This is a genomic window from Streptomyces shenzhenensis (assembly GCF_003688995.1).
In the GTDB taxonomy this organism is placed as follows: Bacteria; Actinomycetota; Actinomycetes; order Streptomycetales; family Streptomycetaceae; genus Streptomyces; species Streptomyces shenzhenensis_A.
On sequence record NZ_PENI01000001.1, the window covers coordinates 552,250 to 571,100 of the forward strand.

General features: G+C 71.8%; 17 protein-coding genes. 9 read left to right on the top strand and 8 right to left on the bottom strand.

Annotation, left to right across the window (positions count from 1 at the left end; genetic code table 11):
- The first annotated feature begins 4 nt into the window (after positions 1–4).
- From sdhA to CTZ28_RS02380, 4 genes are all read left to right on the top strand, one after another.
- A complete protein-coding gene (gene sdhA / locus CTZ28_RS02365; RefSeq protein WP_121887483.1) occupies positions 5–1,759 on the top strand; it encodes a succinate dehydrogenase flavoprotein subunit in 1,755 nt (584 codons plus the stop codon).
- A complete protein-coding gene (locus CTZ28_RS02370) occupies positions 1,759–2,520 on the top strand; it encodes a succinate dehydrogenase iron-sulfur subunit (RefSeq protein WP_121887484.1) in 762 nt (253 codons plus the stop codon). Before sdhA ends, CTZ28_RS02370 begins: the two co-directional genes overlap by 1 nt.
- A 127-nt stretch (positions 2,521–2,647) precedes the next feature.
- Positions 2,648–3,040 carry a hypothetical protein gene (locus tag CTZ28_RS02375; RefSeq protein WP_121887485.1) on the top strand — a complete coding sequence of 131 codons (393 nt, stop codon included), beginning with the start codon at positions 2,648–2,650 and terminating at the stop codon, positions 3,038–3,040.
- 12 nt (positions 3,041–3,052) lie between these two features.
- Entirely contained in the window at positions 3,053–4,156 is a 1,104-nt protein-coding gene (locus CTZ28_RS02380; RefSeq protein WP_121887486.1) for a hypothetical protein, read from the top strand.
- Here CTZ28_RS02380 and CTZ28_RS02385 read toward each other — a convergent pair.
- Positions 4,148–4,891, bottom strand: a complete 744-nt coding sequence (locus tag CTZ28_RS02385) for a hypothetical protein (protein ID WP_121887487.1) — start codon at positions 4,889–4,891, stop codon at positions 4,148–4,150. The two genes, CTZ28_RS02380 and CTZ28_RS02385, sit on opposite strands and share 9 nt — an antisense overlap.
- A 261-nt stretch (positions 4,892–5,152) precedes the next feature.
- Between CTZ28_RS02385 and CTZ28_RS02390 the strand changes: the two genes are divergently transcribed.
- Together CTZ28_RS02390 and CTZ28_RS02395 are read left to right on the top strand one after the other, a co-directional pair.
- A complete protein-coding gene (locus CTZ28_RS02390) occupies positions 5,153–5,563 on the top strand; it encodes a VOC family protein (protein ID WP_121887488.1) in 411 nt (136 codons plus the stop codon).
- Between the two features lie 25 nt (positions 5,564–5,588).
- The gene (locus CTZ28_RS02395) at positions 5,589–6,332 is read left to right on the top strand and encodes a TetR/AcrR family transcriptional regulator (RefSeq protein ID WP_398655104.1); all 744 of its coding nucleotides are present in this window, start codon (positions 5,589–5,591) and stop codon (positions 6,330–6,332) included.
- A 267-nt stretch (positions 6,333–6,599) separates the two neighbouring features.
- Here the strand turns inward: CTZ28_RS02395 and CTZ28_RS02400 are convergent, their stop codons facing one another.
- Positions 6,600–9,008: an MMPL family transporter gene (locus CTZ28_RS02400; RefSeq protein WP_121887489.1), complete on the bottom strand. Its 2,409-nt coding sequence runs from the start codon at positions 9,006–9,008 to the stop codon at positions 6,600–6,602.
- 170 nt (positions 9,009–9,178) lie between these two features.
- On the opposite strand from CTZ28_RS02400, the gene CTZ28_RS02405 reads away from it, so the two are divergent.
- On the top strand, positions 9,179–9,868 hold the full coding sequence (locus CTZ28_RS02405) for a response regulator transcription factor (protein WP_121887490.1): 690 nt from the start codon (positions 9,179–9,181) through the stop codon (positions 9,866–9,868).
- Positions 9,865–11,310, top strand: coding sequence for a sensor histidine kinase (locus tag CTZ28_RS02410; protein WP_121887491.1), 1,446 nt, complete (start codon positions 9,865–9,867; stop codon positions 11,308–11,310). Before CTZ28_RS02405 ends, CTZ28_RS02410 begins: the two co-directional genes overlap by 4 nt.
- A 3-nt stretch (positions 11,311–11,313) precedes the next feature.
- On the opposite strand, the gene CTZ28_RS02415 is transcribed toward CTZ28_RS02410, so the two are convergent.
- The 3 genes from CTZ28_RS02415 to CTZ28_RS02430 all read right to left on the bottom strand — a co-directional run bounded on the left by CTZ28_RS02415 (position 11,314) and on the right by CTZ28_RS02430 (position 15,021).
- The gene (locus tag CTZ28_RS02415; RefSeq protein ID WP_259471426.1) at positions 11,314–12,858 is read right to left on the bottom strand and encodes an ABC transporter substrate-binding protein; all 1,545 of its coding nucleotides are present in this window, start codon (positions 12,856–12,858) and stop codon (positions 11,314–11,316) included.
- Between the two features lie 622 nt (positions 12,859–13,480).
- Positions 13,481–14,755, bottom strand: a complete 1,275-nt coding sequence (locus tag CTZ28_RS02425; protein WP_121887494.1) for a metallophosphoesterase — start codon at positions 14,753–14,755, stop codon at positions 13,481–13,483.
- A 26-nt stretch (positions 14,756–14,781) separates the two neighbouring features.
- Positions 14,782–15,021: an SCO4848 family membrane protein gene (locus CTZ28_RS02430; protein WP_121887630.1), complete on the bottom strand. Its 240-nt coding sequence runs from the start codon at positions 15,019–15,021 to the stop codon at positions 14,782–14,784.
- Positions 15,022–15,112: 91 nt separating this feature from the next.
- Here CTZ28_RS02430 and CTZ28_RS02435 point away from each other — a divergent pair, with 91 nt between their 5' ends.
- The gene (locus CTZ28_RS02435; protein ID WP_398655108.1) at positions 15,113–16,399 is read left to right on the top strand and encodes a D-alanyl-D-alanine carboxypeptidase family protein; all 1,287 of its coding nucleotides are present in this window, start codon (positions 15,113–15,115) and stop codon (positions 16,397–16,399) included.
- 190 nt (positions 16,400–16,589) lie between these two features.
- Here the strand turns inward: CTZ28_RS02435 and CTZ28_RS02440 are convergent, their stop codons facing one another.
- The 3 genes from CTZ28_RS02440 to CTZ28_RS02450 are packed head-to-tail and all read right to left on the bottom strand — an operon-like array spanning position 16,590 to position 18,840.
- The gene (locus CTZ28_RS02440) at positions 16,590–17,501 is read right to left on the bottom strand and encodes a YihY/virulence factor BrkB family protein (RefSeq protein WP_121887496.1); all 912 of its coding nucleotides are present in this window, start codon (positions 17,499–17,501) and stop codon (positions 16,590–16,592) included.
- A complete protein-coding gene (locus CTZ28_RS02445) occupies positions 17,489–17,914 on the bottom strand; it encodes a GtrA family protein (protein ID WP_121887497.1) in 426 nt (141 codons plus the stop codon). Before CTZ28_RS02445 ends, CTZ28_RS02440 begins: the two co-directional genes overlap by 13 nt.
- Positions 17,911–18,840, bottom strand: a complete 930-nt coding sequence (locus tag CTZ28_RS02450; protein WP_383086266.1) for a decaprenyl-phosphate phosphoribosyltransferase — start codon at positions 18,838–18,840, stop codon at positions 17,911–17,913. Before CTZ28_RS02450 ends, CTZ28_RS02445 begins: the two co-directional genes overlap by 4 nt.
- Positions 18,841–18,851: the final 11 nt, after the last annotated feature.

Sequence of the window (18,851 nt, forward strand, 5' to 3'; positions counted from 1 at the left end):
AAACATGAAGATCCACAAGTACGACACCGTCATCGTCGGCGCCGGCGGCGCGGGCATGCGCGCGGCCATCGAGTCCACGAAGCGCAGCCGCACCGCGGTGCTCACCAAGCTCTACCCCACCCGCTCCCACACGGGCGCCGCGCAGGGCGGCATGGCCGCCGCGCTGGCCAACGTGGAGGAGGACAACTGGGAGTGGCACACCTTCGACACGATCAAGGGCGGTGACTACCTGGTCGACCAGGACGCCGCGGAGATCCTGGCGAAGGAGGCCATCGACTCCGTCCTCGACCTGGAGAAGATGGGCCTGCCGTTCAACCGCACCCCGAACGGCACGATCGACCAGCGCCGCTTCGGCGGTCACTCCCGCAACCACGGTGAGGCCCCGGTCCGCCGCTCCTGCTACGCGGCCGACCGCACCGGCCACATGATCCTCCAGACGCTGTACCAGAACTGCGTCAAGGAGGGCGTGGAGTTCTTCAACGAGTTCTACGTCCTCGACCAGCTGATCACCGAGGTCGACGGCGTCAAGAAGTCGGCCGGTGTCGTGGCGTACGAGCTGGCGACCGGCGAGATCCATGTCTTCCAGGCGAAGGCCGTGATCTACGCGTCCGGCGGCTGCGGCAAGTTCTTCAAGGTGACGTCGAACGCGCACACCCTGACCGGCGACGGCCAGGCGGCGGTCTACCGGCGCGGGCTGCCGCTTGAGGACATGGAGTTCTTCCAGTTCCACCCGACCGGCATCTGGCGCATGGGCATCCTGCTCACCGAGGGCGCCCGCGGTGAGGGCGGCATCCTGCGCAACAAGGACGGCGAGCGCTTCATGGAGAAGTACGCGCCGGTGATGAAGGACCTGGCGTCCCGTGACGTCGTGTCCCGCTCCATCTACACGGAGATCCGCGAGGGCCGCGGCTGCGGTCCCGAGGGCGACCACGTCTACCTCGACCTCACGCACCTGCCGCCGGAGCAGCTGGACGCCAAGCTGCCCGACATCACGGAGTTCGCCCGGACCTACCTCGGCATCGAGCCGTACACGGACCCGATCCCGATCCAGCCGACCGCGCACTACGCCATGGGCGGCATCCCGACCAACGTCGAGGGCGAGGTCCTGTCGGACAACACCACCGTCGTGCCGGGCCTGTACGCGGCCGGCGAGGTCGCCTGCGTGTCGGTGCACGGCGCCAACCGCCTGGGCACCAACTCCCTGCTGGACATCAATGTGTTCGGCCGCCGGGCGGGCATCGCGGCGGCGGAGTACAGCCGGCGGGCGGAGTTCGTCGAGCTGCCGGAGAACCCGGAGTCCCTCGTCGTCGAGCAGATCGAGCAGCTACGCACGGCCACGGGCACCGAGCGGGTGGCGACCCTGCGCCGCGAACTGCAGGAGACCATGGACGCCAACGTCATGGTGTTCCGCACCGAGCAGACCATCAAGACGGCGGTCGAGAAGATCGCGGAGCTGCGCGAGCGCTACCGGAACGTTTCGATCCAGGACAAGGGCAAGCGGTTCAACACGGACCTGCTGGAGGCCATCGAGCTGGGCAACCTGCTGGAGCTGGCCGAGGTCATGGCGGTGTCCGCGCTGGCCCGCAAGGAGTCCCGCGGCGGCCACTACCGCGAGGACTACCCGAACCGCGACGACGTCAACTTCATGCGCCACACCATGGCGTACCGCGAGGTGGGCGACGACGGCACCGAGTCCGTCCGTCTCGACTACAAGCCGGTCGTCCAGACCCGCTACCAGCCGATGGAGCGTAAGTACTGATGGCAACCCCTGTTCTGGACAAGGTGGAGGCGGAGGCCTCGGCCTCTCCCTACATCACGGTCACCTTCCGCGTCCGCCGCTTCAACCCGGAGGTCTCGGCGGAGTCCACATGGGAGGACTTCCCGCTGGAGATCGACCCGAAGGAGCGGGTCCTCGACGGTCTCCACAAGATCAAGTGGGATGTGGACGGCACGCTCACGTTCCGCCGCTCCTGCGCCCATGGCATCTGCGGCTCGGACGCGATGCGGATCAACGGCAAGAACCGCCTCGCCTGCAAGACGCTGATCAAGGACATCAACCCCGAGAAGCCGATCACGATCGAGCCCATCAAGGGCCTCACGGTCCTCAAGGACCTGGTCGTGGACATGGAGCCGTTCTTCCAGGCGTACCGGGACGTCATGCCCTTCCTCATCACGAAGGACACGAACGAGCCGACGCGCGAGCGGCTGCAGTCCGCCGAGGACCGCGCCCGCTTCGACGACACCACGAAGTGCATCCTGTGCGCCGCGTGCACGTCGTCCTGCCCGGTGTTCTGGAACGACGGCCAGTACTTCGGCCCGGCGGCGATCGTCAACGCGCACCGCTTCATCTTCGACTCGCGTGACGAGGCCGGCGAGCAGCGGCTGGAGATCCTCAACGACCGCGACGGCGTCTGGCGCTGCCGCACCACCTTCAACTGCACGGACGCCTGCCCGCGCGGCATCGAGGTGACGAAGGCGATCCAGGAGGTGAAGCGAGCGCTGATCACGCGCCGCTTCTGAACCCCACCCCACACAAGGTCACCAGGCCCCGCCTCCCCCAGGAAGCGGGGCCTCCACCTTGCACCCGCTGCGCGGGCACGGGAGTTGCCTGCATACTCGGGAGACGGCCCGACCGGGGGGAGGCGAGGTGACGGGCGGACGGAAGGTGCGCGTCGGGCGACTGGGCCTGTGGGGCGCGGTATGGGGGATACGGCGGGTGCTGCTGCTCAGCGACCCGATCCTCGGACCCTACGGCAGGGGGCGCCCGGGCAGTTACTACCACGTGTGCGAGCACCGGGACTGCACGGCGGACGTCTTCCTGTCCACGTCGTCCGACGGGAAGACGTGCTACGCCGGACACCCCACCGTGGCGGCGGCCGTGCTGCAGAGCACCCCACGTCCCGCCCGCGCGAGCGGACCGCTGTACATCCACGCCTGCCTCGACTGCCTGGGCCCACCCACCCGGCTGCCCGAGGCGGAAGCCCCGGAGTGCGACCGCCACCGACCGCCCAGGACGATGACGCTGCTGGCGGAGCCGTGAGGACGGGCCGTCGTGTTCGGTGACCTGGTCAAGGCCGGTACGAAGGCCATGGGCGGCGCCCGCTTCGGACTCCTGAACGTCCTGCCGGGCGCCCTGGTGGTGACGGTGACCACGGTGCTCGTCCGGGCCCACGCCTACGACCTGGACCACCCCGTGGACCTGGGCGCCGTGCTCGCGGGGGCCGGCCCGGCGGCGGTCGTCGCCTTCGCGCTGGCCGCCCTGGTGGGCGGCATCCTGCTGCGCCCCTTCGAACGAGTCCTGGTGCAGCAGCTCGAAGGGTACTGGGATCCGCCGTCGCCCTTGGCCCGCCTGCGCGGGGCCGCCGTGGAACTGCACCGGCGGCGCCGGGACAACGCGGCGGCCCGGCTGCTGCTCGCCGAACAGAAACAGCTCAGGTACGGGCCCGGGGCGACCAGCCTGGCCTCGCTGGTCGCCCTCGAGCGCCGCATGGACCGGCAGGCGCGCGGCAAGGAGCGGGACGAGCGGATCCGCGGTGGCTATCCCGACGACCGGCACCTCGTCACACCGCCGCGGGAACGCCGGGTCACCGATCTGATGCCCACCCGGCTGGGGAATGCGCTGCGCCGCGCCGAGCGCACCGCGGGCGGCCGTTACGGTCTGGAGTCGCTGTTCGTATACCCGCGCATCTACCCGTACCTCTCCGAGCGGCTGGCGGAGGCGATGGCCCGTCAGCTGGAACTGCTGGCCGCCACCGCCTCATTGAGCGTCTGCTTCGGCCTGCTGTGCGCGATCACACTGCCGCTGCTCGGCCGGCTCGACATCTGGTCGCTGACGCCCCTGGCCGCCGCGGTCCTGTCGGTGCTGGCCTACCGGGGCGCCGTGGTCACCGCCGGCTACACCGGCGTGGTGTTCGGCACGGTCTTCGATCTGCACCGCTTCGACCTCGCCGCCGCACTGCACTACGAGCTGCCGAAGAACCCGGCCGAGGAGTACGTGCTGAACAGGCAGTTGTCGAGCTATCTGGGCGACCCGGACGCCCACCCCCTGGCGCAGGACCCCGGTCTCGGCGACCGCCCCTTCAGGCACCCCGGGGCCGCGCCTCCGGCAGCCGGGCCGCCCGTCCCTCCGGCCGGGGACGACGGCGGGTCAGCGTGAGCGTATGGCGACGGTGCCGCCGACACCGATCACGTTCAGCTGGATCCTGCGGGGCAGCTCGGTGCGGGCCTCGTCGGCATAGATGTCCGTGGTGGCGTAGACCCGCACCTGGTCGGCGAAGTGCACCGCCAGCGCATTGGTCACGTCTCCCTTCACCACGGCACAGCGGTGGTCCAGTTCGATGGCCACGCTGCCGAACAGCAGGGTGACGTCGAGTTCGAGCACCTCGACGGTCGTGTCCAGCACGGTCTCGGACTGGAAGGGCACATCGGCCAGCCGCAGCCGGACGTCCCCGAGGTACGAGGCGACGGTGATCCGGCGCAACCCGGTCCCCGGCTCGGTGACGAGTTCGGGGCGCAGGGGCAGGACGACGCTGCGGTAGTGCCGGAGCGGTCCGTCGTTCCCGGTACCGGTCGCCACCGGCACGCCGCCCAGGGCGATCGCCGCGCCCAGCAGCACGATGAGCCCCGGCCAGAACCGCCCCGCCCCGCCCAGCCAGCCGGCCGCGTACGCCGCCCACAGGGCGCCGACCAGGATGAGCGCCAGGGGAGCGGCCAGCAGGCCCCGGGGCACCGCGGCCCGCAGCAGGAGCAGCAGCCCCAGGCCGAGCAGTACATAGGGCAGCAGGACCAGCGTCCAGCGCCCGCCCGAGCGCACGGCGTCCGGGCCGCCGAGCAGCCATGCCGTGCCCACGACCACGACCAGCAGCCCGAACGCGACCCGCACCCGGCCCATGGGCTCCCCCCTACGGCGACCTGGCCGGAAGGGTAACCGACGGCCCCACCCGACCGGAGAACCGGTCACCCCCGCCGGACCCGGTCAGCTGCCGGGGCGTCGATCGATCGCCGGTCGACCGACGGCAATGCCGGACGCCGGCCGGCGCGTGCTTGCGGGCCCTCGGAGCAACGCCGACCGTCTCGCCTCATCGGGTGATCGGGGGGTGGGGGGTCGGGACGGTGGGCGGTGGGGTGGGGGTGGGGTCGGTAATTTGACGATATGTCAGATGGAGAGTCGTACGAGCTGCTCGGGTTTGACCATGTGCTGCTGCCCGTCGGGGATCTCGGCGAGGCCGTCGGGTTCTACGAACGGGCCGGGTTCGCCGTGGGGTTCCGGTTCGACGAGGGCGGGATCACGCAGCTGAAGGTCGGCGGCGAGACGCCCGGGATCCTGCTGCGGGTCGAGGAGGGGTGCGGGCACCGGCCGCCGCCGTGGTCCGCGCCGCGGATCTGGCTGGAGGTGCCGGACGCGCGCGTGGCGGCGCGGGCGTTCGCCGACGCCGGGATCGGCACGCTCGACGAGCCGTTCGCCGTGGCCACGGGGTGGGCCGTGGAGATCGCCGACCCCTGGGGGAACGTCATCGGGTTCACGGACTACTCGAAGCGGCCGGAACTCGGCCGACGGGCCTGACGGGCCGGTCGTTAGGCTCGTGTCCGTGTCCGCGAACAACGAGCCCGTGACGGGCGACCCGGCCGGCTCCACCAGCAAGGCGGAGCAGACCCGCGCGCTGATCCTGGAGACGGCGATGCGGCTGTTCCAGGAGCGTGGCTACGACCGCACGACCATGCGGGCCATCGCCAAGGAGGCCGGGGTCTCCGTCGGCAACGCGTACTACTACTTCGACGGCAAGGAGCACCTGATCCAGGGCTTCTACGACCGGATCGCCGCCGAGCACCGGGTGGCGGTCCGGGAGGTCCTGGACCGGGAGACCGACCTGGAGGCGCGGCTCGCGGGCGTGCTGCGGGCCTGGCTGGACGTCGCGCGGCCGTACCACGAGTTCGCGGTGCAGTTCTTCAAGAACGCGGCCGATCCGGACAGCCCGCTCAGCCCGTTCTCCGCGGAGAGCGAGCACGCGCGCGAGGCGGCCATCGGCGTCCACCGGGAGGTGCTGGCCGGCTCGAGGACCAAGGTCCCGGAGGAACTGCGGGACGCGCTCCCCGAGTTGATGTGGCTCTCCCAGATGGGGCTGGTGCTGTACTGGATCTTCGACCGCACCGAGGGCCGTGAGCGCAGCCACCGGCTCGCCGAGCGGGGCGCACGCCTGACCGCGCGGGGCGTGTCGCTGGCCCGGTTCCGGGTGCTGGGGCCCCTGGTGCACGAGGTCCACGAACTGTTCACCGACTTCCTGCCCGGCATGACCAGAGCCCTGCCCGACCCCGCGAAAAGACCGACCCCCTAGGGCCCGGGACCCGCGAGGCCGGGCGCGCCCTTCCGGAGTTTCTCGGGCGGAAGCCGCTCCACGGAGGCGTCACCGCCGATTGCCGACTCCCCGGGCCGGGCACGCCCTCGCCGGGGCGCCCGCAGGCGCCGACGCCCTCGGCCGCCTTCCGGTCGCGCCCACCGGGCCCCGCCCGCGCCCGCCGGCCCGGCATCCGCGCCGGGCCCGCGCCCCGATCCGTACGGCAGGTGTCCCCGCCCAGGCGCGGTGCCCGGGCGGGGGTTGTGGTCAGTTGACCGCGTCCACCTCGTGGTCGGCCAGTTCCACGTCGTACACCAGCGGACCGTCGCCGACGACGACATGCCGTGCGCGGGAGCCGTACGAGGCGGAGGTCGCCGCCAGGAGGTAGGTGCCCGGCCCGGGGACCGCCACGATGTACGAGCCGTCGGCCAGCGAGTCGACGCGGTCGAGCTGGCGGCCGCCCTTCGTCATCAGCGTCACGGACGCCCCGTGGACCGCATCGCCGTCGACGGAGCGGATGAAGCCGTGCACGACCGACGCGGGGCCGACGGCCGCGGGCGGCTCCGCGGCCTGCTCCTCCGCCGGCTCCACCGCCAGGTGCGGCAGCCGCTTGTCCAGCCACTCCGGCAGCCACCAGTTCGACCGGCCCAGCAGATGCATCGCCGCCGGCACCAGGGCCGTACGCAGGATGAACGCGTCCAGCGCGACCGCGGCGGCGAGCCCCACGCCCGCCATCGCCGCGCTCGGGTCGCCGCTCAGCACGAAGGCCAGGAAGACGCACACCATGATCAGGGCCGCCGAGTTGATCACCCGGCTGGTCTCGGCCAGGCCGACCCGCACCGCGCGCGCGTTGTCCTTGGTGTGCACCCACTCCTCGTGCATCCGGCTCACCAGGAACACCTGGTAGTCCATGGAGAGGCCGAAGAGCAGGGACAGCATGATGACCGGCAGGAAGGCGTTGATCGGGCCCTCCTTGCCGAGGGCCAGCAGGTCCAGGCCCCAGCCCCACTGGAAGACCGCGACCAGGACACCGAAGGAGGCCGCCGCGGCGAACAGGTTCATCACCGCGGCCGTCAGCGGCACCACCAGGGAGCGGAAGGCGATCAGGAGCAGCAGGAAGCCAAGCCCGATGATGGTCGCGACGAAGAGCGGCAGCCGGTCGCCGGTGACCGCCGCGAAGTCCTTCGAGACCGCGGTCACCCCGCCGACGTGGGCCTGCGCGCCCGCCTGAGGGATCACCCGGTCGCGCAGGGTGTCGATGAGGTCGTCCGTCTCCTTCGACTGCGGTGAGGTGGTCGGCACGACCTGGATGACGGTGACGCCCCGCGCGGGCGGCAGCGCGACCGCCTGGGCCACCCCTGAGGTCGTCTCGATGCCCTTGACCAGGGCCGTCGTGTCACCGCCCGAGGCGACCACCTGGAGGGGTCCGTTGAAGCCGGGGCCGAAGCCCTCGGCGAGCAGGTCGTAGGCCTTCCTGGTCGTCGTCGACGCCTGGTCGTTGCCCTGGTCGGTCGCGCCGAGCCGCAGCGACAGCACCGGCAGGGCGAGGACGGCCATGGCGACGACCGCGAGCGCGGCGACGGTACGGGGCCGCCGCTGCACCCCGCCCGACCAGCGGGCCGCGAGGCCGCTCGCCCGCTCCGGCTCGGGCCCCTGCTCGGCGAGGAGGCGGCGCTGGCGGCGGCTGAGCACCCGCGGGCCGAGGAAGCCGAGGAACGCCGGCAGCAGCGTCGTCGCGGCGAGCACGCTCAGCACGACCGTCAGCGAGGTGCCGATCACCACGCCGTCCAGGAAGCGCAGGTTCGTCACCAGCATGCCGGCCAGCGCGATGCACACCGTGCCGCCCGCGAACAGCACCGCGCGGCCCGAGGTGTTGAGGGCGGTGACCGCGGCCTCCTCGGGGTCGGTGCCGCGCAGGATGCCGCGCCGGTGCCGGGTGACGATGAACAGCGCGTAGTCGATGCCGACGCCCAGCCCGATCAGGGTCGCAAGGAGCGGGGCCAGGTCGGGGACGTCGGTGGCATGGCTGATCAGCTGGGTGGAGAACAGGCCGGTGCCGACGCCGAAGACGGCGATGCCGATGGGCAGCAGCATCCCGAAGAGCGAGCCGAAGGCCAGGAAGAGCACGACGGCCGCCGCGACGAGCCCGACCACCTCCGCGAGACCGGTCGGCGGCTCCTGCACCCGCTGGATCGCCTGCCCGCCCAACTCGACCTGGAGTCCGCCGCGTTCCGCACCCTGCGCGGTGTCGACGACGTCCTGGACCAGTTCCTTGGGTACGGAGTTGGCCGGCTCGGTGAAGGTGACCTGCGCGTACGCGATCCGTCCGTCGCGGCTCACCTGCGCGGCGCCCCGCTCACCGGTGTAGGGGCCGGTGACGGCTCCGATGCCGTCCATCCCGGCGATCTTCTCCAGCGCGGGCTCGATCCGGGACCGTACGTCCTGGTCCCTGACCGTGCCCGTGTCGACCTTCCACACCACCGTGTCGGTGTCGCCGGACGTCTCCGGGAAGGCCTTCTCCATCAGGTCGTACGCGCGCTTGGAGTCCGTGTTCGGGAGGGAGAACACGTTCGCGTAGTCCGTGCCCGCTGCCGAGGCCGTGAGGCCAAGACCGCACAGCGCCCCCACCCACACCAGCAGGACCACCAGCCGGTGCCGAAAGCACCACCGTGCCAATGCCGCCACGTTCAAGGCTCCTTCAACTGTTTCGGTCGGTCGGTCCCCCAGGTCCTGGGCACCAGGATCGGCGCCGGCACCCGTGCGTGCACACGACGCGCCCATGACTCTCAAGGAACTCCAAAGAGCGAACGAGCCCGGCTGTCAGTGGTCCCGCCGATACTGGGTGCATGACGACGGCTCCAGGCACCGTGCTGGTCGTGGAGGACGAACCGAGCATCGCGGACGTCCTCGCCATCGCCCTGCGCTACCACGGCTTCGAGGTGATGATCGCGGGCACCGTCCGCGAGGCGCTGGCCGCCGCCGGGCGCACCCGGCCCGACGTGGCCCTCCTCGACGTCATGCTGCCCGACGGGGATGGCCGCGCGCTGGGCCGTGAACTGCGCGCCGGGCGGCCCGACCTGGCGCTGGTCTTCCTCACGGCACGGGACTCGCCCGCGGAGATCGTCGGCGCCCTCGGCTTCGGCGACGACTACATCACCAAGCCGTTCAACATCGACGAGGTGGTCGCCCGGATCGGCGCGGTGCTGCGCCGTACCCGCCCCGCGGACGTCATCCCGCAGCGCCCGCCGCTGCGCTACGGCGACCTGGAGCTGGACGAGACGACGTACTCGGTGCGCCGCGCGGGCCGCACGGTCGAGCTGACCCCCACCGAGTACGCGCTGCTGCGGTTCCTGGTGCGCAACGGCGGCCGGATCGTGCCGAAGGAGCAACTCCTGCGCCACGTCTGGCAGTACGAGCACACCCCGCCCGAGTCGACCGTCGTCGAGACCTACATCAGCTATCTGCGCCGCAAGCTGGACACCCTGGGACCGCCGGTGATCACCACCCGGCGCGGTGTCGGATACGGGCTGGCATGAGGCCCCGCGGTACCCGCGGCATGCGCTCGCTGCGCGCGAAGCTGACCCTCGCGAACGTGCTGCTGCTGGCCCTCGGCATCATCGCGGCCACCGCGGTGAGCCTGATGGGCATGCGGCACTATCTGCTCCAGCAGGTCGACGCCGGGCTGGGCAAGACCCGTCAGTCGCTCTCCGCCTCAGATCTGACGCTGCGCCAGATCGACTCGCTGGCCGCGCTGGCGATCGTCCGGGACCGGTTCGTCCGGCCGCCGATGAGCGAACAGCCCCGCCCTGACTCGCTGTTCGCGGTCGTCGACGCCCGGGGCGGGGTCCGGCCCCTCGCCGGTTTCCCGCCCACCGAGAGCCAGCGCGCGCTGGCCGCCGCGATAGGCGACCCGGCGCCGCTCGCCGCCCTGCCCGGGCCGCGCGACATCACCGTCCGCGACGCCGCGTACCGGGCGATCGGCGTCCGGCTCGCCGACGGCAACTACATCCTGATCGCCAACTCGACCGACGCCCTGCACAAGGGCATATCCAAGGCGCTCCGGCTCGACCTGGCCGTGGGCACGCTGCTGCTGGCGCTGCTGGCCTGTCTGACCATGTTCAATGTGCGGCGCCGGATGCGGCCACTGGAGGACATGGTGGAGACGTCGTCGGCGATCGCGGAGGGCGACCTCGCCCGCCGGGTGCCCTCCAGCCGGGAGACCTCGCTGGAGGTCGAACAGCTGCGGCTCGCCCTCAACTCCATGCTCCACCAGGTGGAGTCGGCGTACCGGACGCGCGAGCGCAGCGCGGCCCAGCTGCGCCGTTTCGTCGCCGACGCCTCGCACGAGCTGCGCACCCCGCTGTCGGCGATCCGCGGCTACCTCCAGCTGTACGACAAGGGCATGCTGCGCGAGCCGGAGGAGCGCAAGCGCGCCTGGGACCGGATGAACGGCGAGGTGGACCGGATGGGGCGGCTCGTCGACGAGCTGCTCACCCTCGCCCGCCTCGACCAGCGGCCCGAACTGCGCCTGCGGAACGTCGACGTGAGCCGTCTGGTCCGGGACGCGGCGGCGGACCTGCGGGCCCAGCAGCCGGAGCGTCCGGTCACCGTGGCCGCGGACGGCTCCGTGCTGGTGCGCGCCGACGAGTCGGGCCTGCGGCAGGTACTGGGCAACCTGGTGGCCAACGTCCGTACGCACACGCCCGGCGATGTGCCGGTGCGGCTGGGCGTGGAGCGGGCGGACGGGCTGGTGCGGCTGTGTGTCGCGGACGAGGGTCCGGGACTGGCCGAGGAGGACGCGGCACGCATCTTCGACCGCTTCTTCCGCGCGGGCGGCGGAGCGGGCAGCGGGCTGGGGATGGCGATCGTGCAGGGCGTCGTGCGGACGCACGGCGGCGAGGTGGCGGTACGGACGGCCCCCGGGGAGGGGCTGGCCGTGACGGTCACGCTGCCGTCCGGGGCGCCCGTACCGCCGTGAGCGTCAGATCCAGTTCAGCTGCCAGAGCCGGAACACGCCGGTGCCGTCCGAGAGGTACTGGCCGCCGCCGACGTCCTCGCTGCTGACCACGTACTCCTTGCGCTGCCACAGCGGGATCAGCGGCACGTCGGTGGCGACGCCCGCCTGCACGGCGCGGAAGTCCTGGGCGACCCGGCTGCGGTCCGCGTACTGCTGGCTGTCCTGGATGAGGTTGTCGACGATCTTGTTGCTGTAGCCGGTGCTCATGGTGGAGCCGGTGCCGACGAGCGGGGCGCCGAAGGTGTCCGGGTCGGGGTAGTCGGCGACCCAGCCGACCGCCCAGGCGTCCATCTTCCCGGCCGCCCAGCGCTTCTGGAAGTCGGTCCACTCGTACCCCTTGACGTCCACCTCGAACAGGCCGCCCGCCTCCAGCTGCTTCTTCAGCGCGGCGGCCTCCTCGGCGCCCGCGCCACGTCCCTTGCCGTAGCCGAAGGTGAAGCGCACCGGCAGGCTCACCCCGGCCGCGGTGAGCAGTTCCTTCGCCTTCGCGGTGCTCTGCCTCGGGTAGGCGTCGAAGAACGACGTGGTGTGGCCGGTCAGTCCGGTCGGGATCAGCGAGTACAGCGGGTCGACCGTGCCCTCGTACACGGTGGCGGCGAGTTCCTCGCGGTTGACCAGCCAGGCCATGGCCCGGCGCACGCGCACGTCGTGCAGCGGCGAGCCCGCGCGGGTGTTGAGGTACAGGTTGCGGGTCTCGGAGCTGTCGGACTCGGTGACGCGCTGGTTCGGGTCGCTCGGGTTGAGGCCGGACAGGACCTTCGGCGGCAGTGTGCGGGTGGCCACGTCGAACTGCTTGTTCTGCCACGCCTTGTCGAGGGCCTGCGAGTCGCCGTAGTAGCGCAGCTCGATGGGGCTGCCGGTGCCCTTCAGGTTGCCCTTGTAGTGCGTGTTCGGCGTGAGCACGGCCCGCTGGTCCTTGGTGTACCCGGTCAGCTTGTAGGGGCCGGTGCCGTCGGCCCCGGAGCCGGTGCGCAGGCTGTCCGCCGGGTAGGTGTCCTTGTCGACGATCGCACCGGCGCCGGTGGCCACCTTGAACGGGAAGGTGGCGTCGGGCGAGGACAGGTGGAAGGTGACGGTGGAGGCGCTGTCGGCGCTCACCGAGCCCAGGGTGGAGAACAGCGACGCCGGACCGACATCGGAGTTGATCTTCTTGACCCGGTCGAAGGAGTACTTCACGTCCTCGGCCGTCATCGCCCGGCCGCTCGGGAAGTTGATCCCGTCGCGCAGCGTGCAGCGGTACGTCTTCAGGTCGCTGCCCACGAACGTGCAGCTCTCCGCCGCGTCCGGCACGGGCTGTACGCCGCCCGGTTCGAACGTCAGCAGTGACTGGAAGACATTGCTGAACAGGGCCCAGGAACCGGCGTCGTAGGCGCCGGCCGGGTCGAGCGACGTGACGGCGTCCGTCGTGCCGACCTTGATGGTCCTGTTCTTGTTCTCCTGCGCCGGCAGCAGTTGCCAGCCGCCTACTCCCACGACCGCCAGCACGAGCAGCGTCACGAGAATCCGCATGCGAACCGATCGCATGGTGGTGCCCTCCCCGGGCCTTCCGCGGGCCCTACCCCTGACTTGCACAAACGCCACTCCCCTGCATGGCGCGGCTCACCTAATCACACGTGTTTCGCCTGAGGGAAGAGCAATCGGGCGAGATGTGCGAGAACTTACCCTGCGACGGTTACCGCCCGGTTTCACAGGGTGTTCACAGTGGCCGGGCCGGGGGCTGCCGCCGCCTCCCCCGCACCCTCATGACCTGGGCTTCTCCAGGTGTTCACACCGGCTCACGAGGCCCTGTGGTCACATTCCCGTCGTCCGCCCGGAGGGCGGGCCCTGCGGCGTCGTGAGGGTCCCCCCTGGTCGAAGAGCTCGGGGGAGCGTGCATGGCGTCGCGGGGCTGGGGGCACCTCCCGGCCGGAGGCTGGGGGAGGGAATTTGACGACAGGGCCTAGGGTCTTTTGTTTGGATCAGGCCGGATCAGGGAGCGGGGTCTGGTGCCGTGGATCGCAAGGCGGAGGAGGGCGGCAGGGCGGAGCCCTGACAACCGACGACAACGCCGCGAGGCGCGGTGCCAGGGCCCGCGAGCCCGGCCTGATCCAAACGAGAGGCCCTAGGGGGCGGGGGGCGCCTGCGGGCGCGCTCAGGCCTGCCGGGACGCCAGCTCCACGACAGTGATGTCCGACGGCGCCCCCACCCGGGTGGGCGGACCCCAGGCGCCCGCACCGCGGCTGACGTACAGCTGGGTGTCGCCGTAGCGTTCCAGGCCCGCCACCGTCGGGTTGGCGGCCGCCGCGAGGAGGCTGCCCGGCCAGAGCTGGCCGCCGTGGGTGTGGCCGGAGAGCTGGAGGTCGACGCCGTGCCGGACGGCCTCGTGGATCTGGACGGGCTGATGGGCGAGGAGCACGCACGCGCGTGCCGGGTCGCGGTCGCCGAGTGCCCTGCCGAAGTCCGGGCCCTGGCCCTGGCTCTCGCCCTGTACGTCGTTGACTCCGGCGAGGTCGAAGCCGGGCAGTTCGGTGCGGGCGTTCTCCAGCGGGCGCAGCCCGAGCCTGCGCACCTCCTCGACCCACTGCTCGGCGCCGGAGAAGTACTCGTGGTTGCCGGTGACGAAGTACGTCCCGTGCCGGGCCGAGAGCTGCGCGAGCGGTGCCGCCGCCGGGCCGAGGTCCGGCACGCTGCCGTCCACCAGATCGCCGACGACCGCGATCAGATCGGGCTGGGTCGCGTTGATGGTGTCGACGACCCGCTGTGCGAAGCCCCGGCCGAGGACCGGGCTGAGGTGGATGTCGCTGACGACGGCGATCCGGAACCCGTGTGCCGAGCGCGGGAGCTTGGCCAGCGGGACCATGACGCGTTTCACACGCGGTCCGCGCAGCACGCCATAGGTGCCGTACCCGACGGTCGCCACGGCGGCCGTGGCCGCCGCGCCGCCGACGACCCGGGAGACGAAGAGCCGCCGGGACGGGTCCCGCGGGCCGGACTCCGGCCCGGGTTCCGGACCGGCATCCGGCCGCGGCTCCGGGGGTTCCGGTGGTTCCGGTGCCGGTACGGTGCCCGCCGGTACGGCCACCGGGACGGGGGCGGGCCGGGCTGCGCGCCGCCGCGTCAGCCGGCGCAGCAACGGCCGTACGGCCTCCCCCGCCACGACCGCCACCAGGAGGTAGAGGGCCAGCGCCATCCACAGGAAGCCGGGCCAGGCCAGGGTGCGTTGGAGCCAGAACGGCGCTCCGGAGCGCTCGGCGACCAGGGCCGCGACCATCAGGACCGGGCCCGCCACGAACACGGCCGTACCGACCCTGCGGGCGCGCCCCGGCGCCGCCGTCGTGTCGCGGACCAGGCGCCGCCAGACGTACCAGTGCAGCCCGGCCACGACGGCCAGCACGGCCAGGGCGACGAGCACTAAAACGATGACCACTCTGCTGTGTCCTCGCAGTCTTTCCGCTATGACGTCCGGCGCAGTGCGCGCAGCCCGCGCAACCCGATGCCCCCGATGACCGTCCCCCATACGAAGGAGACGACCGCCAGCAGCAGATGCACCCAGAAATAGGCCGTCGGATGCCCGTCGTCGAAGGCGAGTCCGCTGCTGTCCTTGACGAGGTTCTTGACGAAAGTGACCCAGATGACCCAGCTCCACACCCCGAAGGCGAGCAGGAACCAGGACACCGGGCGGCTGAGCTTCATACGTCCAGTATCGCCGCCTGCTGTCCGGTTCCCGGTCCGGGGTGGGACGGGCGGCGGGACTTCACGGCCCGCGAAAGGTACGTTCTCGACCGTGCCCGCACCCAATAAGACCGCCAGGCGATCCCTGCTGGTCATATCTGCCGCATTTTTGTCCATTTCGCTGACGACGCCGGTCGCCCTGGCGGCCCCGCGTCCGTCGGCCACACCCCCGGCGCAGATGTCGACGGTCGGCGGCGCCCGCCTCGGCCAGGCCGGTACACAGGTCGACCTGGGCACCGGCGCACCCGTGCTGCCCAGGGAGCTGACCGCGCGCTCCTGGATCGTCGCCGACGCCGAGAGCGGCGATGTGCTCGCCGCCCACAACGCGCACTGGCCCCTGCCCCCGGCGAGCACGCTGAAGATGCTGTTCGCCGACACCGTGCTGCCGAAGTTCCCCAAGTCGACCGAGCACAAGGTGGTCTCCTCCGACCTGGCGGGCGTCGGCGCCGGCTCCAGCGTGGTCCCGGTGCACGAGGGCGAGACCTACACCGTCCGCGACCTGTGGCTCGGCGTCTTCCTGCGCTCCGGCAACGACGCCGTGCATGTGCTGTCCGAGATGAACGGCGGCGTCGACGACACCGTCCAGGACATGCAGGCGCACGCCGCGGAGTTGCAGGCCCGCGACACGCAGGTGGTCAGCCCCGACGGCTACGACGCGCAGGGGCAGCAGTCGTCGGCGTACGACCTGACGCTCTTCGCCCGCTCCGGGCTGCAGAAGAAGGACTTCCGCGAGTACTGCTCCACGGTCCGGGCGGAGATCCCGGGCGAGACGAAGAAGGCCAAGGGCAAGACCGTCCGCGGGACCTTCGAGATCCAGAACACCAACCGGCTGCTCAGCGGCGACACCGATGTCCCGGTGTACGGCGGGATCGCGGGCGTGAAGAACGGCAACACCACCAAGGCGGGCGCGACCTTCACCGGCGTCGCGGAACGTGGCGGCAGGGTGCTGCTGGTCACCGTCATGAACCCGGAGAAGAGCGAGCGCAACGAGGTCTACAAGGAGACCGCGAAGCTCTTCGACTGGGGCTTCGCGGCGGCCGGCAAGGTGCGGCCGGTGGGTGAGCTGGTGCCGCCGAAGAGCGCGGTGCCGCCCAGCGGGCAGCCGGACGCCACGGCGTCCGCCGCGGAGGCGGGCGGCACCGCCGCGGCCGACGGCAAGGCCGGCGACGGGTCGTCCGCGAAGCCCGTGAGCGCCTCCTCCACGGACGGTTCGAGCGGCGTCGGGATCGCGCTGGCGATCACCGGCGGGCTGCTGGTGCTGCTGGCCGGCGGGGTGTTCCTGGTCAACCGCCGCTGGCCGCTGCCGGACCTGGTACGCCGCCGGACGCCCCGCCCCTGACCTCCCCCACCAGCGGCCCGAGCGGCGGCGGACCGCTGCATTCCTGGTCAACCGCCGCTGGCCGCTGCCGGACCTGGTACGCCGCCGGACGCCCCGCCCCTGACCGCCCACACCTCACACCACGTCGCGCCGGGCAAGGCCGACACCCCCCACCAGCGGCCCGAGCGGCGGCGGACCGCTGCGTTCCCGGTCAACCGCCGCCCGCCGCTGCCGGACCTGGTGCGCCGGCGGGCGCCCCGCCCGTGAGCTCCTTGCCCTTGCTCTGCGTCGCCGTCCAGGCGGCGCAGAACAGCACCAGTCTCGCGGTGAAGTTGATCCACAGCAGCAGGGCCACGGGCACGCCGAAGGCTCCGTACATGCTCTTCGTGGCGACGCCCTGGATGTAGCCGCTGAGGAGCAGCTTGAGGAGTTCGAAGCCGACCGCGCCGATCAGCGCGGCCACCAGCAGGCGGCGGCGCGGCGGATCGACTCCGGGCAGCAGGGTGAGGACGTAGAGCAGTATCAGGAGGTCGGCGAGCACGGCGACGGTGAACGCGGCGATCCGCAGCAGCAGGCTGCCCCAGCTCGCCCGGTCCAGGCCGAGCTGGTCGGAGATCCAGCCGACCAGGGCCGTGGCCACGGTCGAGAGGGCGATGGTGGCGAGCACCGCGCCCCCGAGGCCGACGAGGACGCCCGCGTCGACGGCCTTGCGCACGATCGGGTTCTCGTCGCGGTCCGGCCGCTCCCACACCGCCCGCAGACAGTCGCGCATCTGGCCGACCCAGCCGATGCCGGTGAACAGCAGCACGGCACCCGCGATGAGTCCGACGGTGCCCGCGTTCTGCACCAGGGCCTGGATGTCCAACTGCTCGGAGATGCCCGGAACCTGTTCGGCGATCTTGTTCTGGAGCTCCTGCTGCTGTGCCGTGCTCAGGGTGGCGGCGGCGATCGCGGCGGCCACCGTCAGCAGCGGGAACAGCGCGATGAAGCTGATGAACGTCATCGCCGCCGCCAACCGCGTCCATTTCACCCGGTCCAGGCGCTCGTACGCCTGCCACGCGTGCGTGGTCATGAGCCACGTGACGAGCGGTCCGATCCCGGGAAGCCGTTTCAGCCAGTCCATGATCCGACTCTGCCCTCTGCGGGGAACACCAATGTCCGGGTACCCCAGAATCGCAGGACCGTGGCGAGGGCCATGCCGATGCCGGAGCCGGACACGGTGTCGGCGCACTGCGAGGTGAGCCCGAGGCCGTAGTGGCTGACGACGATGCACAGAAGCTGGACGAGCGCGCCGGCGAGGTTCACGGCGACGAAGACGGCGTACGGGCGCGGGCCCCCGGGGCGCGCGCGGCGGTAGGTGCCGCGCGCGTTGCCCAGGTAGGCGACCGTGCAGCCCGCCACGAAGGACACGCTCTTCGCGGTGACCGGGTCGAGTCCGGCGGGGCCGCGCAGACAGCCGAAGACGGCCAGGTCGGCGGCGTAGGCGAGGAGCCCGGCGGTGGCGAAGCCGAGCAGCTCGCGCCGGGCGACGCTCACCAGTTCGCCACCGCCAGCCCGTACATGGCGAGCCAGGCCAGCCCGATCAGGGCCAGCGCCCGGTCGCGCAGGACGACGTCCTCCGGCTCGCCCGCGGTGCCGCGGTCGGCGAAGACGGCGTACCGGAGGATCGCGAGGATGAAGGCGACCATCGACAGCTGCCGCCAGGGCAGCACGCCCGGGTGCGGCGCTCCGCCCTCCTCCAGGGCCCACATGCAGTACGCGAGGACGGCGACCCCCGCGGCCAGCTGCCAGACGAAGCGGAGATAGCCGGTGGTGTACTCGGTGAGCAACGCGCGCGTGGCGCCCGATTTCCCGGCCATCTGGAGGGCCTCGGAATAGCGCTTGGCCGACACCATGAACAGCGCCCCGAACCCGGTGGTGATCAGGAACCAGCGGGACAGCGGAATGCCGAGCGCGACCCCGCCGATCATCGCGCGCATCACGAAGCCGGTGGTGACGACGGCGAGATCGGCGACCAGGACGTGCTTGAGGCGGACGCAGTACGCCAGTTGCATGCCGACGTAGGCCGCCAGGAGGGCCGCGACGAGCGGTGCGGTCAGCCAGGCCGCGGCGGCCGGCGCGAGCACGGCCAGGGCGGCTCCGACGGCGTACGCGACGGGTACGGGGACCTGCCCCGCGGCCACCGGGCGGCGGCACTTGACCGGATGGGCGCGGTCGGCCTCGGCGTCACGGGCGTCGTTGATCAGGTAGACGGCGGCGGCGCACGCGGTGAACAGCACGAAGACGAGGGCGACCTGGGTGAGCGCGTGCCGGGAGAAGAGCTGCCCCGCGGCGGCCGGCGCGGCGACGACGAGGCTGTTCTTGACCCACTGCTTGGGGCGGGTGGTCCGCAGCAGGCCGCCCAGGACGGTGCCCTTGAGCGGGGGCGCGATCGGCGCGGCGGGCGTGCGCCGCTCCGGCAGCGTGGCTTCGC

Bases quoted from the DNA above. Each gene is read 5' to 3' on its own strand.
- sdhA (WP_121887483.1), top strand. From the start codon at position 5: ATGAAGATCCACAAGTACGACACCGTCATCGTCGGCGCCGGCGGCGCG.
- CTZ28_RS02410 (WP_121887491.1), top strand. From the start codon at position 9,865: ATGAGGCCCCGCGGTACCCGCGGCATGCGCTCGCTGCGCGCGAAGCTG.
- CTZ28_RS02370 (WP_121887484.1), top strand. From the start codon at position 1,759: ATGGCAACCCCTGTTCTGGACAAGGTGGAGGCGGAGGCCTCGGCCTCT.
- CTZ28_RS02440 (WP_121887496.1), bottom strand. From the start codon at position 17,501: ATGGACTGGCTGAAACGGCTTCCCGGGATCGGACCGCTCGTCACGTGG.
- CTZ28_RS02390 (WP_121887488.1), top strand. From the start codon at position 5,153: ATGTCAGATGGAGAGTCGTACGAGCTGCTCGGGTTTGACCATGTGCTG.
- CTZ28_RS02405 (WP_121887490.1), top strand. From the start codon at position 9,179: ATGACGACGGCTCCAGGCACCGTGCTGGTCGTGGAGGACGAACCGAGC.
- CTZ28_RS02415 (WP_259471426.1), bottom strand. From the start codon at position 12,858: ATGCGGATTCTCGTGACGCTGCTCGTGCTGGCGGTCGTGGGAGTAGGC.
- CTZ28_RS02385 (WP_121887487.1), bottom strand. From the start codon at position 4,891: ATGGGCCGGGTGCGGGTCGCGTTCGGGCTGCTGGTCGTGGTCGTGGGC.
- CTZ28_RS02430 (WP_121887630.1), bottom strand. From the start codon at position 15,021: ATGAAGCTCAGCCGCCCGGTGTCCTGGTTCCTGCTCGCCTTCGGGGTG.